A 22,814-nucleotide genomic window follows, 5' to 3' on the forward strand; every position below is an offset into this window, starting at 1 on the left:
ACGTGACTTTGTTTCAGGTTTAGGTTAGCGTCGCGCGCATGACCGACTCAAGCCCGGCGCTGAGCGAGGAGCGGGCCGCCGTGGCCGACGCCTGCCGCCGTCTGGGGGCCGAGGGGCTGCTCATCGGCACCGCGGGGAACGTCAGCGTCCGCGTCGGGGGCCGCGTGGCGATCACCGCGACCGGCGCGGTCCTGGCGGAACTCACCCCGGACCAGGTGACCGTCGTCGACCTAGACGGGGAGATCGTGACCGGCAGCCTCCTGCCGACCTCGGAACTCGACCTCCACCTCGGCGTCTACCGCCGCTACGGCACCACCGCGGTCGTGCACACCCACGCCCCCATGGCCACCGCGCTCTCCCTCGTCCTCGACGAACTGCCCTGCATCCATTACCAGTTGCTGGCCCTCGGCGGCACCGTCAGGGTCGCGCCCTACGCCACCTTCGGCACCCCGGAACTCGCCGAGTCGGTCCTCACCGCGCTGGAGGGCCGGGGCGCCGCCCTCATGGCCAACCACGGGGCCGTCACCCACGCCCCGAGCCTCGACAAGGCGGTCGAGCACGCGCTGCTCCTGGAGTGGGCCTGCGGTGTCTACCAGCGCGCGGCCGCCCTGGGACCGCCCCGCGCCCTCGACGAACAGCAGCAGATCGCGGTGATCGAGGCCGCCCTCGCCCGCAACTACGGCACCACGCAATCCGCACAGGAGGGGAACAGATGAACGTCGTCACCATGGGCGTGCACGTACTGGACGTCCTGGTCCGGCCGGTCGAGGAGATACCCGAGGGCCAGGGCGCGACCCTGGTCGAGGACATCCGCATGACCGCCGCCGGCACGGCCGCGGGCACCGCCCTCACCCTCGCCAAGCTGGGCGCCACGGTGCGCACCGCCGGAGCGATCGGCACCGACCCGACGGGCGACCTGCTGACGCGGCTCCTCGACAAGGCGGGGGTCGACACCGGGCTGCTCGTCCGCCGCATCGACACCTCCACCTCCGCGACCGTCCTGCCCATCCGCCCCAACGGCGACCGCCCCACCCTCCACCTGCTCGGCGCCAACATCACCTACGGCCTAGACGACGTCCCCTGGGACGCGGTCGCCGAGGCGAGCCACCTGCACCTCGGCGGCCCCGAGCTCATCGGCGCCGACGTCGCCGCACGCATCCTGGCGCACGCCAAGGAACACGGCGTGGTCACCTCGGTGGACCTCCTCGCCCCGGGAGAGCTTGGCACCTTCGACCAGATCGAACCGCTGCTCCCGTACGTCGACTTCCTGCTCCCCAACGAGGACCAGGTCCTCGGCTTCAGCGAGGAACAGGACGTCGTCACCGGCGCGAAGAAGTTCCTGGCCGGCGGGGTGGGCCTGGTCGCGGTCACCCGTGGCGGCGAGGGCGCCCTGCTCGTCACCGCGTCGGGCACGGAGACGGTGCCCGCCTTCGAGGTCGAGGTCGTCGACACCACCGGATGCGGCGACGCCTTCTCGGCGGGCTTCCTGCGCGGGATGAGCCTGGACCGCACGCCACGCGAGGCGGCGATCCTGGGCAGCGCCGCGGCAGCCCTGGTGGCGCAGGGCCTCGGCAGCGACCACGGCGACTTCGACCTGGCGGAGGCCGACGAGTTCTCCATGACGAACAGGACCCGCTCCTAGCCGGGCCGCCCTTGCCGCGTGGTGTGCGAGGGGTGCGGAATGGGCTTGGGGCGGCCGGTGTTGCGGCAGCATCGGGTCCGTACCGCGCCCCCCCGCACTCCTGGGAGTTCCCATGCCCCGCTCCGAAGCCCGCGTCGCCACCGACCGTCCGCACCGCTACGCCAAGCAGCTCGCCTCGCACCTCGGGCGCCGCAGCGAGGCCACCTGGGACGAGGAGAGCGGTGAGGGCAGCCTGCTCTTCCAGAACGGAGGCAGGGGCTCCCTCACCGCCACCGAGGGCGCGCTGCTGCTGATGCTGGAGACGGAGTCCGAGCACCTCGATCTGCTGGAGGGTGTCGTCGGCAGCCACCTGGTCCGCTTCGGCAGCAAGGACGAACTCGTCGTCGAGTGGACCCGCGACGGCGGCGAGCCCGGCACGACACAGCGCAAGGAGACCGACTGACCGGGGGCGCGCGGGGGCCTCAGATCGCGCAGCCCACGTGCGCCAGCGCCTGCTTGAGCAGCACCCCGTGACCGCCGGGCATCTCGCTCGACACCGCCGGTGACAGGGCTTCCTGAGGGCTGAACCACACCAGGTCCAGGGCGTCCTGCCGCGGACGGCAGTCGCCGGCCACCGGGACGACGTAGGCGAGGGACACCGCGTGCTGACGCGGGTCGTGGAACGGCGTGACGCCCTGGGTGGGGAAGTACTCCGCCACCGTGAACGGCTGGAGCGAGGACGGGATCCTGGGCAGCGCCACGGGTCCCAGGTCCTTCTCCAGGTGGCGCAGCAGGGCGTCCCGGACCCGCTCGTGGTGCAGAACGCGGCCGGAGACCAGCGTCCGGCTGACCGTTCCGTCGGGTCCGATGCGCAGCAGCAGGCCGACGCTGGTGACTTCGCCGCTGTCGTCGACGCGCACGGGCACGGCCTCGACGTACAGGATGGGCATCCGGGCGCGCGCCTGCTCGAGATCGTCGGCGCTCAGCCAGCCGGGCGTGGTATCGGTCAAGTCAGACATTGCTAGATCATACTTTCCGGGGACGGCGGGCGCTCAGGCGCGCCCGCCTGGTGGGACGGGGACGGGGCGGGAAGTCCGTAGAGGCGGCGGGCGTTGTCGCCGCTCGTCCAGGCCGCGATGCGCAGCGCGTCGGACAGGCTCAGCTCGTCGGCGTCCACCCGCTCCTGGAGCAGCCCGGCCAAACCCTGCCGGAAGGACACCGCGCCGAGCAGGTGGAATTCGGCCACTCCGTACGCGTCGGAGCTGTACAGCAGCTTGCGGAACGGCGTGATCTCCAGCGCCTCCGCCAGGATCGCCCGGGACCGCGCGGGGCCTACATGGTGCAGGGTCAGGCCCACGTCCAGGTACACCTGCTCGAACACCGCGGACAGATAGGCTGCCTGCCGCTGGTACGGCCAGCAGTGCAGCAGCAGGACCGGGACGGTGCCCGCGGTCAGGTGCAGCCAGTCGGTGAGGTGGGTCGGATCGACGCGGTGCATCCGGATGTCGCTGTCGCCGAACCCGGTGTGCAACTGGAGCGGCAGCCCCAGGTCCACGGCGGTCCACAGCAGATGCCGTACGAGAACGGGGTCGGCCAGTCGTCCACCGTGGGCCAGCCAGGCGGCGGCGGCTCGGGTGACCTCCGCGTCCGAGGGGCGCGCCGGGTCCAGGTCGAAGCCGGTGCGGTAGGCGGCGACCGACTTCACCGCCACCACGTCCGGACGCCCCACGGCCTCCAGAGCGGCCGCCCGGAACACGTCGGCGTACGCGCCCGGCTCCACGCCCCGCGCCGCCACCGCCTCCGCGACGCTCTCCAGCCGTACGACCTCGTAGGCCGTCCCGCCCGCGATCGCGGCCAGTTCCCCGGGCGAGGTGATGCGGTCCGGCGTGTACCCGGTGTCGACGCAGAACACGTCCGTGCCGGCGGCGGTCAGGAAGCGGCGGTTGACCTCGTGCGGGCCGAGCTCGGCACGGCGGGCCAGGTAGGCGTCGGCCGGCGCGTGGCGGGGGAGGTCCAGCAGGGGTGCGCAGTGCCGGCGGACCGCCACTCCGACGGGGCTGTCGAAGGGTGAGATCCCGGGCCAGACCGTGCCCTCGGTGAGCAGTGACTCGAAGCCCGTCCGGTCGAGCCCGTCGGTGACGACGCCGTGGCAGTGGTGGTCCACCAGCCGGGCGGCGGCGAGGGCCTCGTGCACACGTCCGCTCATGCTCAGTACTTCCACCGGTACGCCGCCGCGATCTGCTCGTCGTCCAGGTCGGCAACGCAGTCGCTCTCCCCGAAGCGCACGGCGACCACGGCGTCGGCGAGGACCGGCCCCAGAGCGGCCCGCAACCGCTCGTCGGCGCGGAACGCCCGGACCGCCTGGGACAGGGAGGTCGGCAGCCGGCGTACGCCCAGGGCGGCGGCCCGGTCGGCGGCGAGCAGGGCCGGATCGCCGGTGATCTCCCCGGGCAGGGGCATGGCCGAGGTCAGCCCGTCGAGTCCGGCGGCGATCAGACCGGCGAGGGCGAGGTACGGGTTCGCGGCCAGGTCGACCGGCTTCAGCTCCAGGTTCGCGGCCCGGTCGGTCAGGCCCGCCGTGCCGGTGACGATCCGCACCGCCGCCTCCCGGGCCTCGCGGCCCCAGGCGGTGAACACCCCGGCCCACTGGGAGGGTTGGAGGCGCAGATAGCTGGCCGGGCTCGGCGCGGTCAGGGCCGTGAGCGCGTGCAGGTGGGCGAGGACACCGGCGACGAACGACTCGGCCTCGCGCGTCATGCCGTACCGGCCCTTGCCGCCCGAGTGCAGGTTCACGCCCTCGCGCCAGGCGGAGAGATGGAGATGGCCGCCGTTGCCGACGCCCTCCGCGAAGACCGCGGGGGAGAAGGAGACGACGAGCCCGTGCCGTTGGGCCACGGCACGGATGGTCTGCCGTACCAGGACGCTGACGTCGGCCGCCGCCACCGGGTCCAGGGCACCCGTCGAGATCTCGAACTGCCCCGCCGCGTACTCGGGATGGAGCTGCTCCACCTCGACACCCTGCGCGGCGCAGGCCGCCAGCAGGTCGGCCGTGTAGTTGCTCAGCTCCACCTGCCGGGTGGCGCCGTATGCCGGTCCCGACACGGCCGGCACGAAGTCACCCTCCGCCGCCGGGCCCCGGCCCACCGCCCACTCGATCTCGATGCCCGCCTTGAAGGTGATCCCGTGCCGCTCGGCGGCCTCGGTGACGATTCGCCTGAGGACCGTGCGGGAGCAGCCCGGGTGGCGCTCGCCCTCCTGCGTGATCCGGTCGACCGGAGCCCACGCCCAGCCGGGTTGCCCGGCCAGTGCCACGAGCCGGTCGAGATCGGGATACAGGCGCAGATCGCCGTCGGGGGAGCCCAGGGTGTCCGTGGTGACGATGGAGTCGTTCGCCAGGAACGTGTCGAACACCGGCGACATGCCCACACCCCAGGCCGCGGCGGAGGCCAGGTTCGCCGTCGGGATCGTCTTCACCCGGCAGATGCCCGCGGTGTCGACATAGGCCAGCACCACACCGTGCACGCCCTTCGCGGACAGCTCTTCGCCCAGTGCGGTGGCCCGGTCCACGTCCCCGGGACGGCCTCCGGGGACGGGGTCGGCAAGGGTGGTCATACGTCCTCCACGACGGGCTCGGCCGATCGGATCCCGCGTCAGGGTTTCACGGCCACCGCGCCGAACTGCGGTACCACGGCCGGGGAGTCGGACTCGGCACGCCACTGCGAGCAGGAGACCAGACCCGGTTCGAGGAGGTCGAGTCCCTCGAAGAACGTCGCGATGTCCTCGCCGCTGCGGGCCGTGATCGGCGGAGTGGCGTTCTCGTTCCAGAACTTCATGGCCGGGATCTGGCCCTCGCCGCCGAGCTCGGCGTCGAACGTGGGGTGCGTCAGGGCCAGATGGCTGCCGGCGGGCATCGCGGCCATGATCTCGCGCGCGATCCTGCGCGCCTCGTCGGTGTCGAGGACGAAGTTGAGGATGCCGAGCATCATCACCGCGACCGGCTTGCTGAAGTCCAGCGTCCGCGCGGCCCGTTCGAGAATGGCGGCCGGGTCGTGGACGTCGGCGTCGATGTAGTCGGTGACACCCTCGTGCGTGCTGGTGAGCAGGGTGCGGGCGTGGACGAGGACGATCGGGTCGTTGTCGACGTAGACGATCCGCGCGTCGGGCGCGATGCGCTGGGCGATCTGGTGGGTGTTGTCCACCGTGGGCAGCCCGGTGCCGACGTCGAGGAACTGCCGGATGCCCTGCTCCTCGGCGAGGAAGCGCACCGAGCGGCCCAGGAACCAGCGGTCCGCGCGGGCGATCTCCCGGATGATCGGGAACATCCCGGCGACGTGGTCGCCGACCTGCTGGTCGACCTCGTAGTTGTCCTTGCCGCCGATCCAGTAGTTCCACACGCGCGCGTTGTGCGCCACACCTGTGTTCAGCCTCGCCGACGCACCCGACGGGGTGTGGCTCTCGCTCACGACTGTGCTCCTTCTCGCGCCTGCGGCCGTTGCCGCCATTGTGCCGTCCGATGATCAGCTTGTCCCGGAAACCTCAGCTCTCCGGACGTGCGTGCCCGTGCTGCCAGGCCCAGGCGGCGATCTCCACGCGGTTCCGCGCGGCCAGTTTGATCTGGACGCTGGAGAGGTGGGTCTTGACCGTGGAGAGCGAGACGTACAGCTCGGCGGCGATCTCGGCGTTCGTACGGCCGAGTGCGACCAGGCGGACCACGTCGAGCTCACGGTCGGTCAGGGGCTCGGTGGCCCGTGCGGGACGGGCCGCGACGACCGGCTCGGGCGCCGGTTCCGCCGTGACGTGCCGGAGCAGGCGCACGGTGACCGACGGGGAGACCAGCGAGTCACCGGCCGCCGCCGCCCGGACCGCCTCGGCGAGGAGGGTGGGCCCGGAGTCCTTCAGCAGGAACCCGCAGGCGCCGCCGCGCAACGCGCCGTAGACGTACTCGTCGAGATCGAAGGTGGTGACCACGACCACCCGCAGGGGGTCGGCGACATCGGGCCCCGCCAGCAGCCGGGTCGCCTCCAGCCCGTCCAGCTTCGGCATCCGGATGTCCAGCAGACACACATCGGGCCGCACCTCCCGGGCCAGCCGCACCGCCGTCTCCCCGTCGGCGGCCTCGGCGACCACGGTGATGTCGGGCTGCGCGTCCAGGAAGAAGCGGAAGCCGGTACGGACCATGTCCTGGTCGTCGGCGATCAGCACACGGATGGGCGCGCTCGGCGGGGTGGGGCTCGTCATGCGTCGATCATGCCTCAGGGAGAAACGGACGTGGGGCGGCTGTGGACAGGGCCGGGACGAGCGGTGGCCGCTTCGTCGGCCGGTGCGGTCGCAGGCCCGGTCCGGTGGTGGCACCGGGCACGGTTCGGTGGTGGCACCGGACACGGCCGGAGAGTAACGGCCGGCCCGGTGTCGGTCCGCGGCCCGGGGTGCTCGTGAGGCCGGCACAGCCTCCGCCGCACATCCGCGGGGGCGGAGAGGCCGGGGCGGCCCTTCCCCGGGCGACACGTCAGTCCGCGCTCCGCACCGCGTCCTGCGTCACCCTCCGCAACAACGGCCTGCTCCCGCCGATCGCCGCGAACATCGCCAGCGCGCCCACGGCCACGCACGCGGCCAGCTCCAGGGCGCCCGTCACGTTGAGCGAGGCGCCGAAGGCCTTGTTGAGGCGGTAGGAGGCGTAGACGCCGGTGGCGGTGGTGCCGCCGGCCAGGACGACGAGGGGGATGACCGTCTCGCAGACGCGGGCCCGGTCCAGCACCTTCAGGGGCGTACCGGCGAGGCGGAGGAGACCGTAGATCCGGCGCCGGTCCAGGACACCCGCGGCGGCGGTGAGGCCGGCGGAGGCCGTGGCGACCAGGAAGCTCAGGGCCAGGGTCGCCGTGCTGACCTCGGCGAAGCGGCCGATGGCGGTACGGTCGCCCGCCGTCGCGTAGTCCTGGGTCACGGGCGGCCGGGCCGGGTTCGCGGCCGTCAAAGCGGTGACGGCGGTGTCGAGTCGGGCCTGGCCGCCGCCGGATATGTGGGCGATCACGCCCGGCGTGCCCGTCAGCAGCCCGTCCCAGTCGTCCTCGCCCACCGTGTCGACGGTGGCGGTGACACCGGCGTCCCGCAGGAGCGTACAGACCTGGGAGGCGTGCGCACCGGCCACCGCGACCTGGTCCCGGTGCGTGGAGCCGTCCATGCCGACCATGCTCACGGCGAAGAACCCCGCCGCGAACCCGGCCAGCACCAGACCGCTGACCGTGCGCCACGCGCCGCGCGGATCGTCGCTCAGCCGACGGCCCGCCAGCAGGGTCGCCGGGCCCCGGGCGAAACGGCTCACCAGTCGGCCCAGCCGGTCCACCACCCACGGCCCGAACAACCAGAACGCCCCGTAGAACAGCAGCAGCAGACCGACCACCTGCCGGGTCGACAACTGGCCGCCGCCGGTGGAACCCCAGACGTAGAACAGGACCGCGACGAACAGCACGAGCCGGATGAGCCGGGTCCGCCGCGGGTCGGCCTGCTGGGCGACACCGAGCGGCGAGGTCGCGACCTGACGCAGCATCGACACCGCGCTGACCGTGATGAGTCCGGTGACCGCCACCACGACCGTCACCAGCCACCGCAGCCCCACCCAGAGCTGACTCACGTACCAATCGCCGACGCCGTACGGGATCTCTGCGAGCACGGGCAGCAGCACCCCGTACACCACCGCACCGGTCAGGGCGCCGACCGCGCCGAGGGCCGCGGTCTCCAGCACGGTCATGCCGATGATCTGCCGCGGGGTCGCCCCGGCCAGCCGCAGCGCGGCCAGTTGCTGCTCGCGCCGGGCCGCGCCCAGCCGCCCGGACGCCGCCGCGAGAACCACCACCGGCATCACCAGCAGCGCCACACCCACCAGGGCCGTCTGCTGGTCGTAGGCGGTGAACAGGCTCGCCCGGGTACCCGAGAAACCGGCGATCGAGGCACGCGCGGACTGATCGATGTCGGACACCGTGGACCCCTCCGCCTCCTTGGACACGGCGGGATCGGTCGGCGCACGCCCGACGACGGCCACCAGTTCGTCCGGCGAGGCCAGACCGGCGGCGCCGATCGTGCCGTACGAGGACACCTTCGGGAAGCGGTCGGCCAGTTGGTTCGCGGGCAGCCTGTGCAGCAGCGAGGCCAGGGCGGGGGAGACGTACACCTCGCCCTTCTCCGGGAAGGAGGCCAGGCCGGGCGGGGCCGGGGTCTCAGGGCGTCCGGGGAGCTGGGCGAGGGAGACGACGGTGACAGGCTCGTGGCGGACGTACGTCGTCGCCAGGGCCTGGACCGCCGTGGCCTGTCGCGCGGGCTCGGGGGTGCGCCAGGCGGTGCGGTCGGCGCGGGCGCCGGAACCGAGGGCGGCGGCGACCATCACCAGCAGGACGAACGTGCCGACGGCGGCCGCACCGGCCGCGAGCAGCCGGCTCTGCAGTCCGCGGCGACCGGAGGACCGGACGATGTGCCATGTCAGGGGCAGGACGGGGGAACGCATGACATCTCCTGCCGCTCAGGCGACCGTGTACTGGCTGTGGCCGCTGATCCGGCCGTCGCGTACCTGAAGGACGCGGTCGCAGTGGGCGGCGACCTCCGCGTCGTGGGTGACCATCACCAGGGCCGCGCCCTGCTCGCGCGTGACGGACGTCAGCAGCCGGACCACCTCGGTGCTGGTGGCCTGGTCCAGGGCGCCGGTCGGCTCGTCGGCGAAGACCACGTCCGGTTCCACGGCCAGGGCCCGGGCGATCGCCACCCGCTGGGCCTGACCGCCGGAGAGCTGGCCGGGCCTGCGGTGCGCGAGGCCGTCGAGGCCCAGGGGCGCGAACCAACGGCGGGCCTGCTCGACGGCCTGCCTGCGAGGCATGCCCTCCAGCATCAGCGGCAGCGCCACATTCTCCTCGGCGGGCAGCTCCGGGAGGAGTTGGCCGGACTGGAAGACGAACCCGAACCGCTTGCGGCGCAGCGCGCTCAGCCGGTTCTCGCCGAGCCGGTCGATGCGCGCCAAGCCTTCGGCCGGGCGGGCCCCGGTCTCGCTTCGTTCACCGCGCAGCAGCACCTCGCCGCCGTCCGGGCGGACGATCCCCGCCAGGGTGTGCAGCAGGGTGGACTTGCCGGAGCCGGAAGGCCCCATGATCGCCAGCGAGTCCCGCTCGCGGACCTCGACGTCCACCCCGGCGAGCGCGGTGGTGGAGCCGTACTTCTTGACGAGGCCGTAACCGGCCAGGACGGTGTTCAGCACGTGAGCCGGTCCTCTGCTAGCGGTCGAACTTCCAGGTGACGGACTTGGCCGTGGCCTTGACCACGCTGACGGGTATGTCCACGGTCCCGCCGCCGCTCTTCGTGCCGGTGCAGGTGAGGGTGGCACCGGGGACGGCCTTGAGCCCGCTCGGGCAGGAGACGTCGGTGACCTTCACACCGATCCACGGCAGCGGGTGGTACTTGCTCCGGGTGCGGCCCTCGACGACGTACGCGGCGAGAGCCTTGTGACCGCCGACGGACGCCGTGCTCCGTCCGTCCAGGGCGGTGGTCGACTCGGTGCCGGCCAGGAAGTGGCCGCCGAGTCCGAAGACGACGGCCGCGCCGGCCGCCGCGCCGACGGCACCTACGAGGTACTTGCTCTGCATCGCGTACTCCTGAGGACAGGGGGAGAGGTGCCTCCGGGGAAGAGGCGTCTCCTCGGAAGTCGCTCCACTCTCGCCCGCGGGGCCGGGCAGCCGCCTCGGCCGAACGGCCATGGTCCTGGGGCCCGGCACGGGGGCGCCTCGACCGTTCGGCCGATCCGCCGTGCGGCGGCTGCGCATACGGTGATCGGCATGAAGTCCGTTTCCGCCCGGGGCTGCGCGGGGGCCGCAGGCATCGGTGCCCTCGTCGCAGCGGCCGTCATCGACCTCCTCGCCTCGGCCTCCGCCCAGGGCGTCGCCTGGGCGCAGGCGGCCGTGCTGCTGCTCGGCGCCGCCGCAGTCCTGTGGCCGGCCCACCGGCGTCCGCCCTGGTTCACCCCGCAACTGCGCGTGGTCGTACCGGCCGTGGCGTCCCTCCTGTGCACGGTCGACTCCGTGGTGCGCACCGGTGCCCTGTTCGGGCCGGGCGAGCTGGCGATCCTGCTGTGCCTGCTGTTCGTCGCGGTACGGCACTGTCCGCGCACCTCGGTGGTGGCGTGCGCCTCGCTCGACGGCGCCGCGGTCCTCGCGCTGCCGGTACGGCCGTTCCCCGACGACGACGACCTGATGATGGTGTACATGCTGATCGGGTTCGTCCTGATCGGCCTCACCGTGGCGTTCGCCGCGTATCTGCGGTCGCAGGACTACCGGCGGACCGTGGCCGTCAGTGAGACCCGGCGGGCGGAGCGGCTGGCCATCGCCGCCGACCTGCACGACTTCGTCGCCCACCATGTCACCGGCATCCTGGTGCAGACCCAGGTCGCGCGCATGATGGCGGACACCGACGCCGACGAACTCGACCCCGTCCTCGCCGGCATCGAGCGGGCCGCGACCGAGGCGCTGGCGTCGATGCGCCGCACGGTCGGCGTGCTGCGCGACACCGAGGACGTGGCCGACCGCCGCCCCGTCGGCGACCTCGCCGGCATCGCCGGGCTCATCGAGGGTTTCTCCAGCCCCATCCAGAAAGCCACCCTGCACCGCGAAACCGCCGTGCCCGACGACCTCCCGCACGAGGTCCAGGCGGCCGCGTTCCGGGTGGTGCAGGAGGCCCTGACCAACGTACGGCGCCACGCGGGCGACGCCACCCGCGTCACCGTCGGGCTGCGCTACGAACAGGCCCGCCTGGAGGTGTCCGTGTCCGACGACGGCCGCGGCGGCAGCCAGTTGCCTGCGGCGGCTCACGGGGGTGGGTTCGGGCTCGTCGGCCTGAAGGAGCGGGTGACCGCACTGGGCGGCGAACTGCGTGCGGGGCCGCGGGCGGAGCACGGGTGGGAGGTGCGGGCGCTGTTTCCGGGGTGATGGGGGCGGGGGTGTCTGGGGGCGTGGTCTTCGCTGGGTGGTGCGGGCATGCCTTCCGGGAGCGCCGAGCACGTTACGCGCGCTTGGCACCGGGTGGACGGGAGCTCGACCGGGGGCGGGTGCTGTCCTCGGGTAGGTGCGCTTGTCGCCGTGTGGGCGGAGCTCGTACCGCGGGTGCCGTCCCGGGGTGCGTGGCGCTTGGCGCCGGTTCCATGGGAACTTGCTCCGACCGTGGGTGGTCTGTCCCGGGGGGTGCGCACGCGGTGCCGGATCCGCGGGAGCTCGTCCCGGCCGCGAGCCGCCGCCCCCGGGGATCCGCGCGCTCGTCGCTGGACGCACATCAGCTGGCCCGCGTGCGGGCACCCGGTGTCCGGTTCACGAGAGCTCGTCCCGGCCCGCGCGAGCCGCCGCCCCCGGGGGTACGCGCGCTCGTCGCTGGACGCACATCAGCTGGCCCGCCTGTGGGCACCCGGTGCCGGATCCGCGGGAACTTGCCCCGGCCGTGAGCCGCCCCCCGGGGATATGCGCACCCGTTGCTGGACGCACATCAGCTGGCCCGCCTGCGGGCACCCGGTGCCGGATCCACGGGAGCTCGCCCCCGCCGCCAGACGCCCCCGGGATACGCGCGCTCGCTGCCAGACGCGCGACTGATCACCCCACCGTGGGCGGCCCGCCCACCTCCCCGTACCCGCCCCCGACCGACGCGGGCACTCTTCCCCGCGTGAAGGTCCCGGTTGTTCAATGGGGCTGCACAGGAGAGGAGGGTGGCCGTGTCGCCTGGTCCCGTGCCGTCCGTCGGGGGGCGTATCCGGCAGGTGCGGCTGGAGCGCGGGGTGGGGCTGCGCGCCCTGGCGCGTGAGGTGGGCGTCTCGGCGAGTCTGGTCTCCCAGATCGAGACCGGTAAGAGCCAGCCGTCGGTCAGCACCCTGTACGCGATCACCACGGCCCTGGGAATCTCCGTGGAAGCCCTCTTCGAGGGGCGGGAGACCGCCGTGGCGGCGAGTGAGGCCACCGTCGTACACGCCCTGGCGGCCTTCGCCGCGGATCCCGGCCGACGCATAGGTCCCCTGGTCACACCCGGTGAGCGGGAGGTGCTGGAACTGGACTCCGGTGTCGTGTGGGAGCGGCTCGGGCACGTCCCCGGCACCGACGTCGACTTCCTGCTCGTCACGTACCGGCCCGGCGGGTCCTCCTCCACCTCGGGCGGTCTGATGCGGCACCCCGGCACCGAGTACGGCTATCTGACCTCCGGCGAACTCGTCCTCACCCTCGGCTTCGAGGAGCAGGTCCTGCGCCCCGGCGACGCGGTCTGCTTCGAGTCCACCACCCCGCACCGCTACCGCAACGACGGCGACGAACCGGCCGTAGGGGTCTGGTTCGTGGCGAGCCAAAGTGTTCAGTGACACTTGACACTCCCCATGGACGGTCGTTGACTCGATGGTGGGGGTGGTCGCGATGGCGATCCGCACATACGGCCCCAATGCCGTCGACTGGGAAGAGCGCGTCGACCTGGACCGACTGCGCCGACAGCGCCTGGCCCGGCTCCACGACACGCTGAACCGCTCCGAGCTGGGCGCCGTGCTCAGCTTCGATTTCGCCAACATCCGCTACATGACCGCCACCCACATCGGCACCTGGGCGATGGACAAGCTGATCCGCTTCGCCCTGCTGGTCCGCGGCGGCGAACCGATCGTCTGGGACTTCGGCTCCGCCGCCCGTCACCACCAGCTCTACAACCCGTGGCTCGACTACAGCGACGGCAAGGAAGGCCCGCCCACCGGGGCGCGCGCCGGCATCTCCACCCTGCGCGGCGCCTTCCACCCGGACGCCGGCATCGCCGAGGACGTCGCCGCGAAGATCGCCGCCGAACTCCGCGCCCACGGCCTCGCCGGCGAACCGCTCGGCATCGACGTGGCCGAGATGCCCGTCCTCGCCGCCCTGCGCGCCGAGGGCATCGACGTCGTCGACGGCCAGCAGGTCTTCCTGGAGGCCCGCCGCGTCAAGACCGGCGACGAGATCTCCCTGCTCGCCCAGGCCTGCGCGATGGTCGACGCGGCCTACGAGGAGCTCTACGCCCACCTTCGCCCCGGAGTCCGTGAGAACGAGTGCGTCGGACTGGTCAGCAAGGTGCTCTACGACCTCGGCAGCGAGTACGTCGAAGGCGTCAACGCCATCTCGGGAGAGCGCTGTTCACCTCACCCGCACGTCTACAGCGACCGCCTGATCCGCCCTGGAGACCCCGCGTTCTTCGACATCCTGCACAGTCACCTCGGCTACCGCACCTGCTACTACCGCACCTTCGCCGTCGGCAGTGCCTCCCGTGCGCAACGGGACGCCTACGTCCGCTGCCGGGAGTACATGGACCAGGCCATCGCACTCGTCCGGCCGGGCGCCACCACCGCCGACGTCGTCCGCGTCTGGCCGCGCGCCGAGGAGTTCGGCTTCGCCGACGAGACGGCGGCCTTCGCCCTCCAGTACGGCCACGGCGTGGGGCTGTCCATCTGGGAGAAGCCCATCTTCAGTCGCCTGGTCTCCCTCGACCACCCCGAAGTCCTCGAAGAGGGCATGGTGTTCGCCCTGGAGACCTACTGGCCCGCGGCCGACGGCTGGTCCGCCGCCCGGATCGAGGAGGAACTGGTCGTCACCGCCGACGGCTGCGAGGTGATCACCAAGTTCCCGGCCGAGGAGCTCCTGGTCGCGGGCCGCAAGTACTGGACGGTGGGCGGCGAGCTGAACACCGCCCGCGAGGCGCAGTCCCACCTGAACACCGTGAACAGGCGGAACACCGGGACCGCGGACGGACACGGGGTGACCGGCGATGGACACCGCTGAGGAACCGGCGATGGACACCGCTGAACTCCTCACCCTGTACGAGCAGATGGCCCTCATCCGCCGTACCGAGAAGGCCGCCCACGACCTGTTCCTCCAGGGCCTGGTCAAGGGCACCACGCACCTCGCGGCCGGTCACGAGGCGATCGCCGTGGGCGCGAGCGCCGCCCTGCGCGACGACGACTATGTCTTCGCCACCTACCGGGGCCACCACCACGCGATGGCCCGGGGCGCCACCCCCGAGGAGTGCCTCGCCGAACTCATGAGCAGAGCAACGGGGTTGTGCCGGGCCAAGGGCGGCTCCATGCACCTCACCAAGGCCGCCACCAACATGCTCGGCTCCTACGCCATCGTCGGCGCCCACCTCCCGATGGCGGTCGGCGCCGCCTGGTCGGCGAAGCTGCGCGGCACCGGACAGCTCGCGGTCGCCTTCTTCGGTGACGGCGCCACCAACATCGGCGCCTTCCACGAGGCGTTGAACCTGGCCGCCGTGTGGAAGCTGCCCGTGCTGTTCGTCTGCGAGAACAACCTGTACATGGAGTACACGCCGATCGCCGACGTCACCGCGGTGCCCCGGCCCGCCGCCGACCGGGCGCCCGCGTACGGCATCCCCGGCGAGGTCGTCGACGGCAACGACGTCGTCCTGGTCCGGGAGACGGTGGCACGGCTGGCGCGGCGGGCCCGGGCCGGAGACGGGCCCGCCGTGCTGGAGGCCGAGACCTACCGCCACTTCGGGCACTCACGGACCGACCCGGCGACCTACCGCCCGGCGGAGGAGGTCGAACGCTGGCTCAAGCACGACCCGTTGGACATCGCGCGAGGACGGCTCATCGAGGCCGGGGTCCCCGAGGAGACGGTCACCGCGGCCGACGAGCGCGCGCGGACCGTCGTACGGGAGGCGGTCGAGGCGGCGAAGAACGCGCCGCCGCCGGATCCGCGCGAGGCCTTCACCGACGTATGGGCCGACGGAGGTGCCGCATGGCGGACGTGACGCGGGAGCGGGCAGCCGCCCCCCGGCAGATCAGCTACCGGGACGCCGTCGCCGAGGGCATCGCGCGGGAGATGCGGCGCGATCCGTCGGTCGTGTGCCTGGGGGAGGACATCGGCGCGGCCGGCGGGGTGTTCAAGACGACCGTCGGGCTGCACAAGGAGTTCGGGCCGGAGCGGGTGTGGGACACGCCGATCTCCGAACAGGCCATCGTGGGCGCGGCGATGGGTGCCGCGATGACCGGGATGCGTCCCGTCGCGGAGATCATGTTCTCGGATTTTCTGGCCTGTTGCTGGGACTACCTCGCCAACGAGATACCCAAGGTGCGTTACATGACGGGCGGTCAGGTCACCGTGCCCCTCGTCGTGCGCACCGCCAACGGCGGCGGGCTCGGTTTCGGAGCCCAGCACTCGCAGGCCACCGAGAACTGGGCGCTGACCGTCCCCGGCCTGAAGATCGCGGCACCCTCCACTCCCGCCGACGTCATCGGGATGATGGCGGCCGCGATCCGCAGCGACGACCCGGTCGTGTTCTTCGAGCACAAGGGGCTGCTGGCGAGCAAGGGACCGCCCCCGCCGCCGGACCACGTCGTCGAACTGGGCCGCGCCGCCGTCGTGCGCGAGGGCGCCGACGTGACGCTGGTCGCGCTCGCCTCCATGGTGCCGGTCGCCCTCACGGCCGCGGAACGGCTCGCCGAGGAGGGCATCGGTGTCGAGGTCGTCGACCTGCGCACCCTCGTGCCGCTCGACATGGCCACCGTCCTCGCCTCGCTCGGCCGGACCTCCCGGCTGGTGACCGTCGAGGAGAACCCGTACCAGGGCGGCTGGGGGGCGACGGTCGTCTCCGTCGTGGCCGACGAGGGGTTCGGGCTGTTGGACGCGCCGGTGCGGCGGCTGGCGGGGGAGTGCGTGCCGCTGCCGTTCGCGGACGCGCTGGAGGAACAGGTCATCCCCACCGTCGACAAGGTCGTGGCCGCCGTCAGGGGCCTGGCCGCGTACTGAACAGCCGCTGACACCCCCAGCGTCGAACACCCCCTAGGAGGAAGCGCGATGACCCATCGGACACTCCTTCGAGCCGGACACGTGCTCTCCATGGACCCCGCCGTCGGGGACCTGCCGAGGGGGGACGTCCTCATCGAGGACGGGAGGATCGCGGCCGTGGACCGCGAGATCAGCGCGGACGCCGAAGTCCTCGACATGACCGGCCGCATCCTGATCCCCGGCTTCGTCGACACCCACCGCCACACCTGGGAGGCATCGATCCGGAACGTGGCACCGGACGCCACCCTCGACGACTACTTCGTCGACATCCTCGACACCTTCGCCCCCCTCTACACCCCCGAGGACGTCTACGCGGCCAACCTCGCCGGCGCCCTGGAGTGCCTCAACGCCGGCATCACCACGCTCGTCGACTGGTCCCACATCAACAACACCCCCGAGCATCCGGACGCGGCGATCCGGGCACTCACGGAGACCGGCATCCGCGCCCAGTACGCGTACGGAAGCGCCAACACCTCCCTCGCCGACTACTGGTTCGAGAGCAAGATCGCGATCCCGGGCGACGACGTACGCCGGATCCGCAGCGAGTACTTCGCCTCCGACGGCCTGTTGACGATGGCCCTCGCCACCCGCGGCCCCGGCTTCTGCGTCAACGACGTCGTCACCTCCGAATGGGCCCTCGCCCGCGAGCTCGACATCCCGATCACCGTGCACGTGGCCATGGGACGGCTGGCCGGCCGCTTCGGCATGGTCAAGCAGCTCCACGACCTCGGACTGCTCGGCCCCGACACCACCTACATCCACTGCTGCTACTTCAGTGAGGAGGAGTGGCGGCTGGTCGCCGACAGCGGCGGTACGGTCTCCATCGCGCCCCAGGTGGAGACGCAGATGGGGCACGGCTGGCCGCCGGTGATGAAGGCGATCGAGCACGGCCTGCGCCCCTCGCTCAGCATCGACGTGGTCACCACCGTGCCCGGCGACATGTTCACCCAGATCCGCGCGGCCTTCGGCGCCGAGCGGGCCCGCGTCAACGCGGACAGCTGGCAGGCCGATGTCCCGGTCCCCGACACCATGTTGACGGCACGTCAGATGCTGGAGATCGCCACCCGCAACGGTGCCCACGTCGCCGGCCTGGAGGACCGCACCGGATCGCTCACCCCGGGCAAGCGCGCGGACGTCGTCGCCATCGACGCGACCGCCCTGAACGTGGCGCCCGTTCACGACGCGGCCGCCGCGGTGGCCCTCAGCGCCGACGTGTCCAACGTGGACACCGTCATCGTCGACGGCGTGGTCCGCAAGCGCGACGGCAGGCTCACGGCCGACGTGGCGCGGGCCCGGCGCCTGGTCGAGGAGTCCCGCGACCGGCTGCTGGCCGCGAAGGAGGCCCGGGCGTCGTGACCCGGCACCTGGTGCGCCGCGCCACCGACCTCCCGGAGCCGTCGTACGACGAACACGGCTATCGGCGACGGGAGTTGGTCGGCGAGGCCGACGGCAGCTCGCACACCGGTTTCGGGGTGTGCGAGCTGCGCCCCGACGGCGTGGTGGCAGCCCATGTGCACTCGTACGAGGAGAGCTTCCACGTCCTCGACGGAGCCGTGGTCCTCGATGTGCCCGAGGGGTCGTATCTGCTGGAGGAGGGCGACTACGGGCTCCTCCCGACCGGCGTCCCGCACGCCTGGCGTGGTGCCGGGGACGCTGTCGCCCGCTGGGCGGACATGCTCGCGCCGGTACCGCGGGCCCGGTACGGGTACGACACCCAGACGGTCCCACCGTGGCCCGTGCGCCCGCCCGTCCGCGTCGACGTCCGCGACCCGCGCACCCGGTCCTTCGGGCACTTCGAACCCGCCCAGATGGACCCCGGGAAGCAGTCCCAGGACCTGCTCGCGGTGTCGGCGAGCATGCGCACCGCGCTCCTCGTCTACAGCGGGATCACCGTGAAGATGATGGTCGACGGCGACCTCGGCGCGGTCGCCTCGACGATGTTCATGGTGCAGTACGCGCCCGACGGTGTCGCGGGCACGCACGACCACCCCTTCGAGGAGACGTACCTGTTCCTCGAAGGCGAGGCGGACGCGGTCTTCGACGGCACCCGGTACCGGCTGGGACCGGGCGACTGCGCCTGGGCGGGCGCCGGTTGTGTGCACGGCTTCGCCAACGCCGGTGACGGACCGCTGCGTTGGCTGGAGACACAGGCGCCGCAGCCGCCGGTGCGGCACTCGTACCGGTTCACCCGGGACTGGGAGTACCTGAGGGAGGCTTCCCGATGAGCGCAGTGGTGGTGATCGGCGGGACCTCGGGCATCGGGCGGGAGTTCGCGCGCGTCCGGGCGGAACGCGGTGACGAGGTGGTGATCACCGGGCGGGACACCCACCGCACCGACACCGTCGCCAAGGAGATCGGCGCCCGGGGGCTCGCCCTGGACCTGGCGCGGCCGAAAGGGATCGTCGACGCGCTGGGCGACGTGGGAGCCGTCGACCATCTGGTGATCGCGGGCATCTCCCGCGACGAGAACCGGGTGACCGCGTACGACATCGACGCCGCCGTCCACCTCGTCACCCTCAAGCTCGTCGGCTACACCGCCGTCGTGCACGCGCTGCGGTCCCGACTGCACGACGACAGCGCCATCGTGCTGTTCGGCGGCCAGGCCAAGGAGCGGCCGTACCCGGGCGCGACGACGGTGGCGACCGTCAACGCCGGGGTGACCGGACTGATGCACACCCTGGCCGTCGAACTCGCCCCGGTCCGCGTCAACGCGATCCATCCCGGTGTGGTGGGCGACAGCCCCTACTGGCGGGCCAAGCCGGAGCAGGTCCTGGCGGGCCTGCGGGCCAGGACCCCGACCGGACGGCTCGCGACCGTGGCGGACGTGGTGGACGCCGTGGACTTCCTGCTGCGCAACGGCTCCGTCAACGCGGTGGAGTTGAGCGTGGACGGCGGGTGGCTGCTGGGGTGAGCGCCGGCCTGCGGGCTCAGCGCTTGATGCCGACCGCCCCGTACAGCGACACGAGTTCGCCGTCCTCCCGCTCGTCCGGACGCCATCGGGACAGGGACACGATCCCCGGCTCCAGCACCTCGAGTCCCTTGAACAGACGGCTCACTTCGTCGTGCGAGCGGGCCACCAGGGTGACCCCGCTCGCCGTGTAGGCCGCGATACCCGCGTTGACCTTCTCCGGATCGAAGTCCGCCGTCATCGCCGACAGCACCAGACAACTGCCCGGTGCCAGCGCGCCGACCAGCGTGTCCACCAGTTCTTGGGCACCGTCCTCGTCGGGGATGAAGTGCAGCAGCGCGACCAGTGACAGCGCGACGGGCTGCTCGAAGTCCAGTACCGCGGAGGCGCCTTGCAGGATCCGCCGCGGGTCGCGGGCGTCGGCCTGGAGGTAGTGCGTCGCCCCCTCCGGGGTGCCGTGCAGCAGGGCCGCCGCGTGGGCCAGGACGATCGGGTCGTTGTCGACGTACACGATCCGGGCGTCCGGTACGGCGGACTGCGCGATCTGGTGGAGGTTGGGCTCGGTGGGAATGCCGGAGCCGATGTCGAGGAACTGGCGGATTCCCGCCTCCCGTACGACGACCCGGGTGGCCCGCTCCATGAAGCGGCGGTTGGCGCGCGCCTGCCGGGGAGCGTCACCCTGCGCGGTGATCTGCCGTCCGAGGGCCTCGTCGACCGGGTAGTTGTCCTTCCCGCCGAGGAACCAGTCGTACACCCGGGCCGGATGCGGCCTGCTCGTGTCGATCCGCCGGCCGGCCGACTCGGTCCCGGTCACGCAACACTCCCCTGCTCGACAAGATGTGCGAGCAGTGTGCCATGTCACCCGGCGCGGCGGAGGCTGTCTTCGGCCACCTCGCGGTCGATCGCCGCACGCACCAACGCGGCGGCCAGGACGTCCGGGCGGACGTCACCGGCCAGTGACAGCAGCCGGTCGGGATCCTGCGGCAGGCCGAGCCGCTCCGCACCCGCCAGCGTCTTGCCGTCCAGACAGGGCGCGACCTCCGGCCAGACGCCCTGCACCTCACGCAGGAAGATGTCGGCGCCGGCGGGCCCGATGCCGGGAAACTCCTGGAGCAGCCGCCGCAGTTCGGCGACGTCACCGTCCGCCTCCGCGCGCAGTCGGCGCAGATCACCGCCCCATCGCTCGATCAACAGCTCGGCGCCCTCGCCGAGTTGGGTCGCCGTACGTTCGTCGTAGCGCCGATAGCCGCCGCGGCCCAGCGCGTCCACCCGCTCCCGCCAGGTGGCCCCGGCCATGCGGCGGGGATCGCGCAGGCCGGACCGGTGCAGTTCGCGCGCGGTGGCGAGCGCGACGGAGCCGCGGATACGGGCACTGAGCAGAAGGGACAGCACCAGCAGCCGGTACAGGGGCTGCGGGGCGTCCTTGAGCGTGATGCCCGCCTCCGCGGCGTACGTCCGTCCGTGCGCGCCGACGAGTTCCCGTACGACGCGCTGCGCCCTGGTCACCGCCTGAGCGGATCGTGTCCGACGGACATCAGACGCTGCCTGCGGACACTGTCCTCGGCCCGGGGTTCGTCCTCCACGTCGGCATCCGCGGTCACGGTGTCCACGACCTCGTACATCACCTCGATGTCGTCGTCGGTCAGGTCCGTGCGCCGCTTCTGGAGGATCGCGAGGACATGCTGCCCGGTCGGCTCACCCGCGTGCTCCGGCAGCGGTTCCGCGGACTCGTCGGCCTCGCTGACCCGCAGCCAGGCGGCCAGCTCCTGTGAGGTCATGTTCACCGCGCGGTGGAAGTCCTCCCACAGCGCGTCGAGTTCGAGAGCGTCGGTCATCGCATGCGCCTTTCCGTGGGTGTTCTTCCGGGACGGTCAGTCCTTGGGCCAGTTCTCGGCCTCGAACATCCAGCGCTGCTTCTCCAGCTCGGCGGTGATGCCGATGAGCAGGTCCTGGGTGACCGGGTCGGCCTTCTCGGTGGCCTCGATGCGCTCGCGCAGCCGGCCGATGGCCGCCTCCAGCGTCTCCACGATCAGCCGGACGACGTCGTCGTCCCGGATCCAGCCGTTCTTCGAACCGGGCAGCGTGTAGGCGGCGGCGATCGTCTCCGGTCGGCCGTCCGGCGGCACACCCAGGGCCGAGGCCCGCTCCGCCACCGTGTCGGAGAACGCCCGGGCCGTCGACACCACCTCGTCCAGCTGGAGATGGATGGACCGGAAGCGCGGGCCCACGATGTTCCAGTGCGCCTGCTTGCCGATCAACGACAGGCCGATCAGATCCACCAGGGTGCTCTGCAGGGCCTCCCCGGCCGTCTCGCGGGCCGAGTCGGACAGGGTGCTCCTGACCACAGTCATACCGTGCTCCTCCTTCTGGCATGGTCAATGCCGTCACGGAGCAGTGCGTCGCGTTCCTGCTCGCAGGTTCCGCCCCACACGCCGGAGGTCTGCCCACTGCTGAGCGCCAGATCGAGGCACTCCCGGGCGACCGGGCAGCGCGCGCAGACGCGCTTCGCCGCCACTATGTCCCGCAGCGCGGGTCCTTGCGTGCCCACGGGGAAGAACAGCTCGGGGTCCTCGCCCACGCAGGCCGCTCGACGCAACCACTCCATGGGGGCGCGAGTGCCCCGGGCGTACTCGTGCAAACAGCGATGTCTCAGTGGGTGAGCACACCGTCGAGGAAGTCCGTCACGTCTGCGAAGACCTGCTCCTTGTTCGTCTCGTGGAACACCTCGTGCCGGGCACCGGCGTAGATCCGTTCGGTGAGCCTGTCGCCCCTGATCTCCTCGACCCCGACGCGGCTCCCGGCGAGCGGGACCAGCCGGTCGTCGTCCCCGTGCAGCCACAGCAGCGGGAGCGGGCCGATACGACCGCCCCGGGACACGGCCTCCAGGGTGCGGGCGAACGCCTCCACCGTCGGCCGTTTCATCGGCCCGTGCCAGACGAGGGGATCCGCCTGGTAGGCGGCGCCGACCCGCGGGTCACGGGAGAGCGCGGCCGGGCCGATCGGCGTGTCCGGGATCTCGTCGGGGGCGAGCAGCGCCCCGGGCAGTTCCCACGCGCCGATCACGGGCCCCGACAGCACGAGCGCGGCGAGCCCGGTGCCGTACCGCTGGGCGAAGCGGGCCGCGATCAGACCGCCCATGGAGTGCCCGACCATGACGAGGGGCAGGCCGGGGTGGGTGCCCCGGGCCAGCTCCGCCACCGCGTGCACATCCGTGACCAGGTCCTCGAAGTCCTCGATCAGGACCCGCTCGCCGGCGGACTTCCCGTGCCCGGCGTGATCGGGCCCGAAGACGGCCGCGCCGTGCGCCCCGAGGACCCCGGCGAGCTCCTCGTACCGGCCGACGTGCTCCCCGTACCCGTGGACCACGAGGGTCACGTACCGGGGGCGGTCGTGCGGCCACTCGCGCACGGTGAGGGGCCCGTGGACCCCGGCGAGGACGTGTTCGGCCATGTCTGCTCCCGCTGCGCTATAG

Annotated in this window: 25 protein-coding genes; 11 read left to right on the forward strand and 14 right to left on the reverse strand. The window is 72.3% G+C overall.

Annotated elements, in window-relative coordinates; all coding sequences use genetic code 11:
* The first annotated feature begins 38 nt into the window (after positions 1–38).
* The 3 genes from ABZ098_RS14545 (at position 39) to ABZ098_RS14555 (ending at position 2,084) form a co-directional block, all read left to right on the forward strand.
* Entirely contained in the window at positions 39–716 is a 678-nt protein-coding gene (locus tag ABZ098_RS14545; protein ID WP_356590788.1) for a class II aldolase/adducin family protein, read from the forward strand.
* A complete protein-coding gene (locus ABZ098_RS14550) occupies positions 713–1,642 on the forward strand; it encodes a carbohydrate kinase family protein (protein WP_356590790.1) in 930 nt (309 codons plus the stop codon). Before ABZ098_RS14545 ends, ABZ098_RS14550 begins: the two co-directional genes overlap by 4 nt.
* Before the next feature lie 112 nt (positions 1,643–1,754).
* Entirely contained in the window at positions 1,755–2,084 is a 330-nt protein-coding gene (locus ABZ098_RS14555) for a DUF2218 domain-containing protein (RefSeq protein ID WP_356590792.1), read from the forward strand.
* Positions 2,085–2,103: 19 nt separating this feature from the next.
* On the opposite strand, the gene ABZ098_RS14560 is transcribed toward ABZ098_RS14555, so the two are convergent.
* The 8 genes from ABZ098_RS14560 to ABZ098_RS14595 form a co-directional block, all read right to left on the reverse strand.
* Entirely contained in the window at positions 2,104–2,640 is a 537-nt protein-coding gene (locus ABZ098_RS14560) for an NUDIX hydrolase family protein (RefSeq protein ID WP_356590794.1), read from the reverse strand.
* A 2-nt stretch (positions 2,641–2,642) separates the two neighbouring features.
* Positions 2,643–3,827: an amidohydrolase family protein gene (locus ABZ098_RS14565; protein WP_356590796.1), complete on the reverse strand. Its 1,185-nt coding sequence runs from the start codon at positions 3,825–3,827 to the stop codon at positions 2,643–2,645.
* Positions 3,828–3,829: 2 nt separating this feature from the next.
* Complete coding sequence (locus ABZ098_RS14570; protein ID WP_356590798.1) at positions 3,830–5,233, reverse strand: glutamine synthetase family protein; 1,404 nt, start codon at positions 5,231–5,233, stop codon at positions 3,830–3,832.
* Between the two features lie 38 nt (positions 5,234–5,271).
* The gene (locus ABZ098_RS14575) at positions 5,272–6,084 is read right to left on the reverse strand and encodes an SAM-dependent methyltransferase (protein ID WP_356590800.1); all 813 of its coding nucleotides are present in this window, start codon (positions 6,082–6,084) and stop codon (positions 5,272–5,274) included.
* 73 nt (positions 6,085–6,157) lie between these two features.
* Entirely contained in the window at positions 6,158–6,859 is a 702-nt protein-coding gene (locus tag ABZ098_RS14580; protein ID WP_356590802.1) for a response regulator transcription factor, read from the reverse strand.
* Between the two features lie 268 nt (positions 6,860–7,127).
* Positions 7,128–9,116, reverse strand: coding sequence for an FtsX-like permease family protein (locus ABZ098_RS14585; protein WP_356590804.1), 1,989 nt, complete (start codon positions 9,114–9,116; stop codon positions 7,128–7,130).
* Between the two features lie 15 nt (positions 9,117–9,131).
* Entirely contained in the window at positions 9,132–9,854 is a 723-nt protein-coding gene (locus ABZ098_RS14590; protein ID WP_356591418.1) for an ABC transporter ATP-binding protein, read from the reverse strand.
* Between the two features lie 19 nt (positions 9,855–9,873).
* A complete protein-coding gene (locus tag ABZ098_RS14595; protein WP_356590806.1) occupies positions 9,874–10,242 on the reverse strand; it encodes a DUF4333 domain-containing protein in 369 nt (122 codons plus the stop codon).
* 189 nt (positions 10,243–10,431) lie between these two features.
* Between ABZ098_RS14595 and ABZ098_RS14600 the strand changes: the two genes are divergently transcribed.
* The 8 genes from ABZ098_RS14600 to ABZ098_RS14635 all read left to right on the forward strand — a co-directional run bounded on the left by ABZ098_RS14600 (position 10,432) and on the right by ABZ098_RS14635 (position 19,345).
* Complete coding sequence (locus ABZ098_RS14600) at positions 10,432–11,577, forward strand: sensor histidine kinase (protein ID WP_356590808.1); 1,146 nt, start codon at positions 10,432–10,434, stop codon at positions 11,575–11,577.
* Between the two features lie 770 nt (positions 11,578–12,347).
* The gene (locus ABZ098_RS14605) at positions 12,348–12,980 is read left to right on the forward strand and encodes a cupin domain-containing protein (protein WP_356590810.1); all 633 of its coding nucleotides are present in this window, start codon (positions 12,348–12,350) and stop codon (positions 12,978–12,980) included.
* 52 nt (positions 12,981–13,032) lie between these two features.
* Positions 13,033–14,409, forward strand: coding sequence for a Xaa-Pro peptidase family protein (locus ABZ098_RS14610; RefSeq protein ID WP_356590812.1), 1,377 nt, complete (start codon positions 13,033–13,035; stop codon positions 14,407–14,409).
* 10 nt (positions 14,410–14,419) lie between these two features.
* Positions 14,420–15,397 (forward strand): thiamine pyrophosphate-dependent dehydrogenase E1 component subunit alpha, encoded by a 978-nt coding sequence (locus ABZ098_RS14615; RefSeq protein WP_356591420.1) that lies wholly within the window; start codon positions 14,420–14,422, stop codon positions 15,395–15,397.
* Positions 15,385–16,395 (forward strand): alpha-ketoacid dehydrogenase subunit beta, encoded by a 1,011-nt coding sequence (locus ABZ098_RS14620; RefSeq protein WP_356590814.1) that lies wholly within the window; start codon positions 15,385–15,387, stop codon positions 16,393–16,395. The genes ABZ098_RS14615 and ABZ098_RS14620 overlap by 13 nt, the downstream gene beginning before the upstream one ends.
* A gap of 48 nt (positions 16,396–16,443) precedes the next feature.
* Complete coding sequence (locus ABZ098_RS14625; RefSeq protein ID WP_356590816.1) at positions 16,444–17,790, forward strand: amidohydrolase family protein; 1,347 nt, start codon at positions 16,444–16,446, stop codon at positions 17,788–17,790.
* Positions 17,787–18,659 (forward strand): cupin domain-containing protein, encoded by an 873-nt coding sequence (locus ABZ098_RS14630; RefSeq protein ID WP_356590818.1) that lies wholly within the window; start codon positions 17,787–17,789, stop codon positions 18,657–18,659. The genes ABZ098_RS14625 and ABZ098_RS14630 overlap by 4 nt, the downstream gene beginning before the upstream one ends.
* The gene (locus ABZ098_RS14635) at positions 18,656–19,345 is read left to right on the forward strand and encodes an SDR family oxidoreductase (protein WP_356590820.1); all 690 of its coding nucleotides are present in this window, start codon (positions 18,656–18,658) and stop codon (positions 19,343–19,345) included. The genes ABZ098_RS14630 and ABZ098_RS14635 overlap by 4 nt, the downstream gene beginning before the upstream one ends.
* Before the next feature lie 16 nt (positions 19,346–19,361).
* Here the strand turns inward: ABZ098_RS14635 and ABZ098_RS14640 are convergent, their stop codons facing one another.
* The 6 genes from ABZ098_RS14640 to ABZ098_RS14665 are packed head-to-tail and all read right to left on the reverse strand — an operon-like array spanning position 19,362 to position 22,792.
* Positions 19,362–20,156, reverse strand: a complete 795-nt coding sequence (locus tag ABZ098_RS14640) for an SAM-dependent methyltransferase (RefSeq protein WP_356590822.1) — start codon at positions 20,154–20,156, stop codon at positions 19,362–19,364.
* A 44-nt stretch (positions 20,157–20,200) separates the two neighbouring features.
* On the reverse strand, positions 20,201–20,848 hold the full coding sequence (locus tag ABZ098_RS14645; RefSeq protein WP_356590824.1) for an endonuclease: 648 nt from the start codon (positions 20,846–20,848) through the stop codon (positions 20,201–20,203).
* Positions 20,845–21,177: a DUF3140 domain-containing protein gene (locus ABZ098_RS14650; RefSeq protein WP_356590826.1), complete on the reverse strand. Its 333-nt coding sequence runs from the start codon at positions 21,175–21,177 to the stop codon at positions 20,845–20,847. Before ABZ098_RS14650 ends, ABZ098_RS14645 begins: the two co-directional genes overlap by 4 nt.
* A 36-nt stretch (positions 21,178–21,213) precedes the next feature.
* Positions 21,214–21,693, reverse strand: a complete 480-nt coding sequence (locus ABZ098_RS14655) for a DNA starvation/stationary phase protection protein (RefSeq protein ID WP_356590828.1) — start codon at positions 21,691–21,693, stop codon at positions 21,214–21,216.
* A complete protein-coding gene (locus tag ABZ098_RS14660; protein ID WP_356590830.1) occupies positions 21,690–21,947 on the reverse strand; it encodes a WhiB family transcriptional regulator in 258 nt (85 codons plus the stop codon). Before ABZ098_RS14660 ends, ABZ098_RS14655 begins: the two co-directional genes overlap by 4 nt.
* 44 nt (positions 21,948–21,991) lie before the next feature.
* Entirely contained in the window at positions 21,992–22,792 is an 801-nt protein-coding gene (locus ABZ098_RS14665; protein ID WP_356590832.1) for a lysophospholipase, read from the reverse strand.
* Positions 22,793–22,814: the final 22 nt, after the last annotated feature.

This window comes from Streptomyces sp. NPDC006335 (genome assembly GCF_040612795.1).
Lineage (GTDB): Bacteria > Actinomycetota > Actinomycetes > Streptomycetales > Streptomycetaceae > Streptomyces.

Bases quoted from the DNA above. Each gene is read 5' to 3' on its own strand.
- ABZ098_RS14545 (WP_356590788.1), top strand. From the start codon at position 39: ATGACCGACTCAAGCCCGGCGCTGAGCGAGGAGCGGGCCGCCGTGGCC.
- ABZ098_RS14550 (WP_356590790.1), top strand. From the start codon at position 713: ATGAACGTCGTCACCATGGGCGTGCACGTACTGGACGTCCTGGTCCGG.
- ABZ098_RS14555 (WP_356590792.1), top strand. From the start codon at position 1,755: ATGCCCCGCTCCGAAGCCCGCGTCGCCACCGACCGTCCGCACCGCTAC.
- ABZ098_RS14560 (WP_356590794.1), bottom strand. From the start codon at position 2,640: ATGTCTGACTTGACCGATACCACGCCCGGCTGGCTGAGCGCCGACGAT.
- ABZ098_RS14565 (WP_356590796.1), bottom strand. From the start codon at position 3,827: ATGAGCGGACGTGTGCACGAGGCCCTCGCCGCCGCCCGGCTGGTGGAC.
- ABZ098_RS14570 (WP_356590798.1), bottom strand. From the start codon at position 5,233: ATGACCACCCTTGCCGACCCCGTCCCCGGAGGCCGTCCCGGGGACGTG.
- ABZ098_RS14580 (WP_356590802.1), bottom strand. From the start codon at position 6,859: ATGACGAGCCCCACCCCGCCGAGCGCGCCCATCCGTGTGCTGATCGCC.
- ABZ098_RS14585 (WP_356590804.1), bottom strand. From the start codon at position 9,116: ATGCGTTCCCCCGTCCTGCCCCTGACATGGCACATCGTCCGGTCCTCC.
- ABZ098_RS14595 (WP_356590806.1), bottom strand. From the start codon at position 10,242: ATGCAGAGCAAGTACCTCGTAGGTGCCGTCGGCGCGGCGGCCGGCGCG.
- ABZ098_RS14600 (WP_356590808.1), top strand. From the start codon at position 10,432: ATGAAGTCCGTTTCCGCCCGGGGCTGCGCGGGGGCCGCAGGCATCGGT.
- ABZ098_RS14610 (WP_356590812.1), top strand. From the start codon at position 13,033: ATGGCGATCCGCACATACGGCCCCAATGCCGTCGACTGGGAAGAGCGC.
- ABZ098_RS14615 (WP_356591420.1), top strand. From the start codon at position 14,420: ATGGACACCGCTGAACTCCTCACCCTGTACGAGCAGATGGCCCTCATC.
- ABZ098_RS14620 (WP_356590814.1), top strand. From the start codon at position 15,385: ATGGCGGACGTGACGCGGGAGCGGGCAGCCGCCCCCCGGCAGATCAGC.
- ABZ098_RS14625 (WP_356590816.1), top strand. From the start codon at position 16,444: ATGACCCATCGGACACTCCTTCGAGCCGGACACGTGCTCTCCATGGAC.
- ABZ098_RS14635 (WP_356590820.1), top strand. From the start codon at position 18,656: ATGAGCGCAGTGGTGGTGATCGGCGGGACCTCGGGCATCGGGCGGGAG.
- ABZ098_RS14650 (WP_356590826.1), bottom strand. From the start codon at position 21,177: ATGACCGACGCTCTCGAACTCGACGCGCTGTGGGAGGACTTCCACCGC.
- ABZ098_RS14655 (WP_356590828.1), bottom strand. From the start codon at position 21,693: ATGACTGTGGTCAGGAGCACCCTGTCCGACTCGGCCCGCGAGACGGCC.
- ABZ098_RS14660 (WP_356590830.1), bottom strand. From the start codon at position 21,947: ATGGAGTGGTTGCGTCGAGCGGCCTGCGTGGGCGAGGACCCCGAGCTG.
- ABZ098_RS14665 (WP_356590832.1), bottom strand. From the start codon at position 22,792: ATGGCCGAACACGTCCTCGCCGGGGTCCACGGGCCCCTCACCGTGCGC.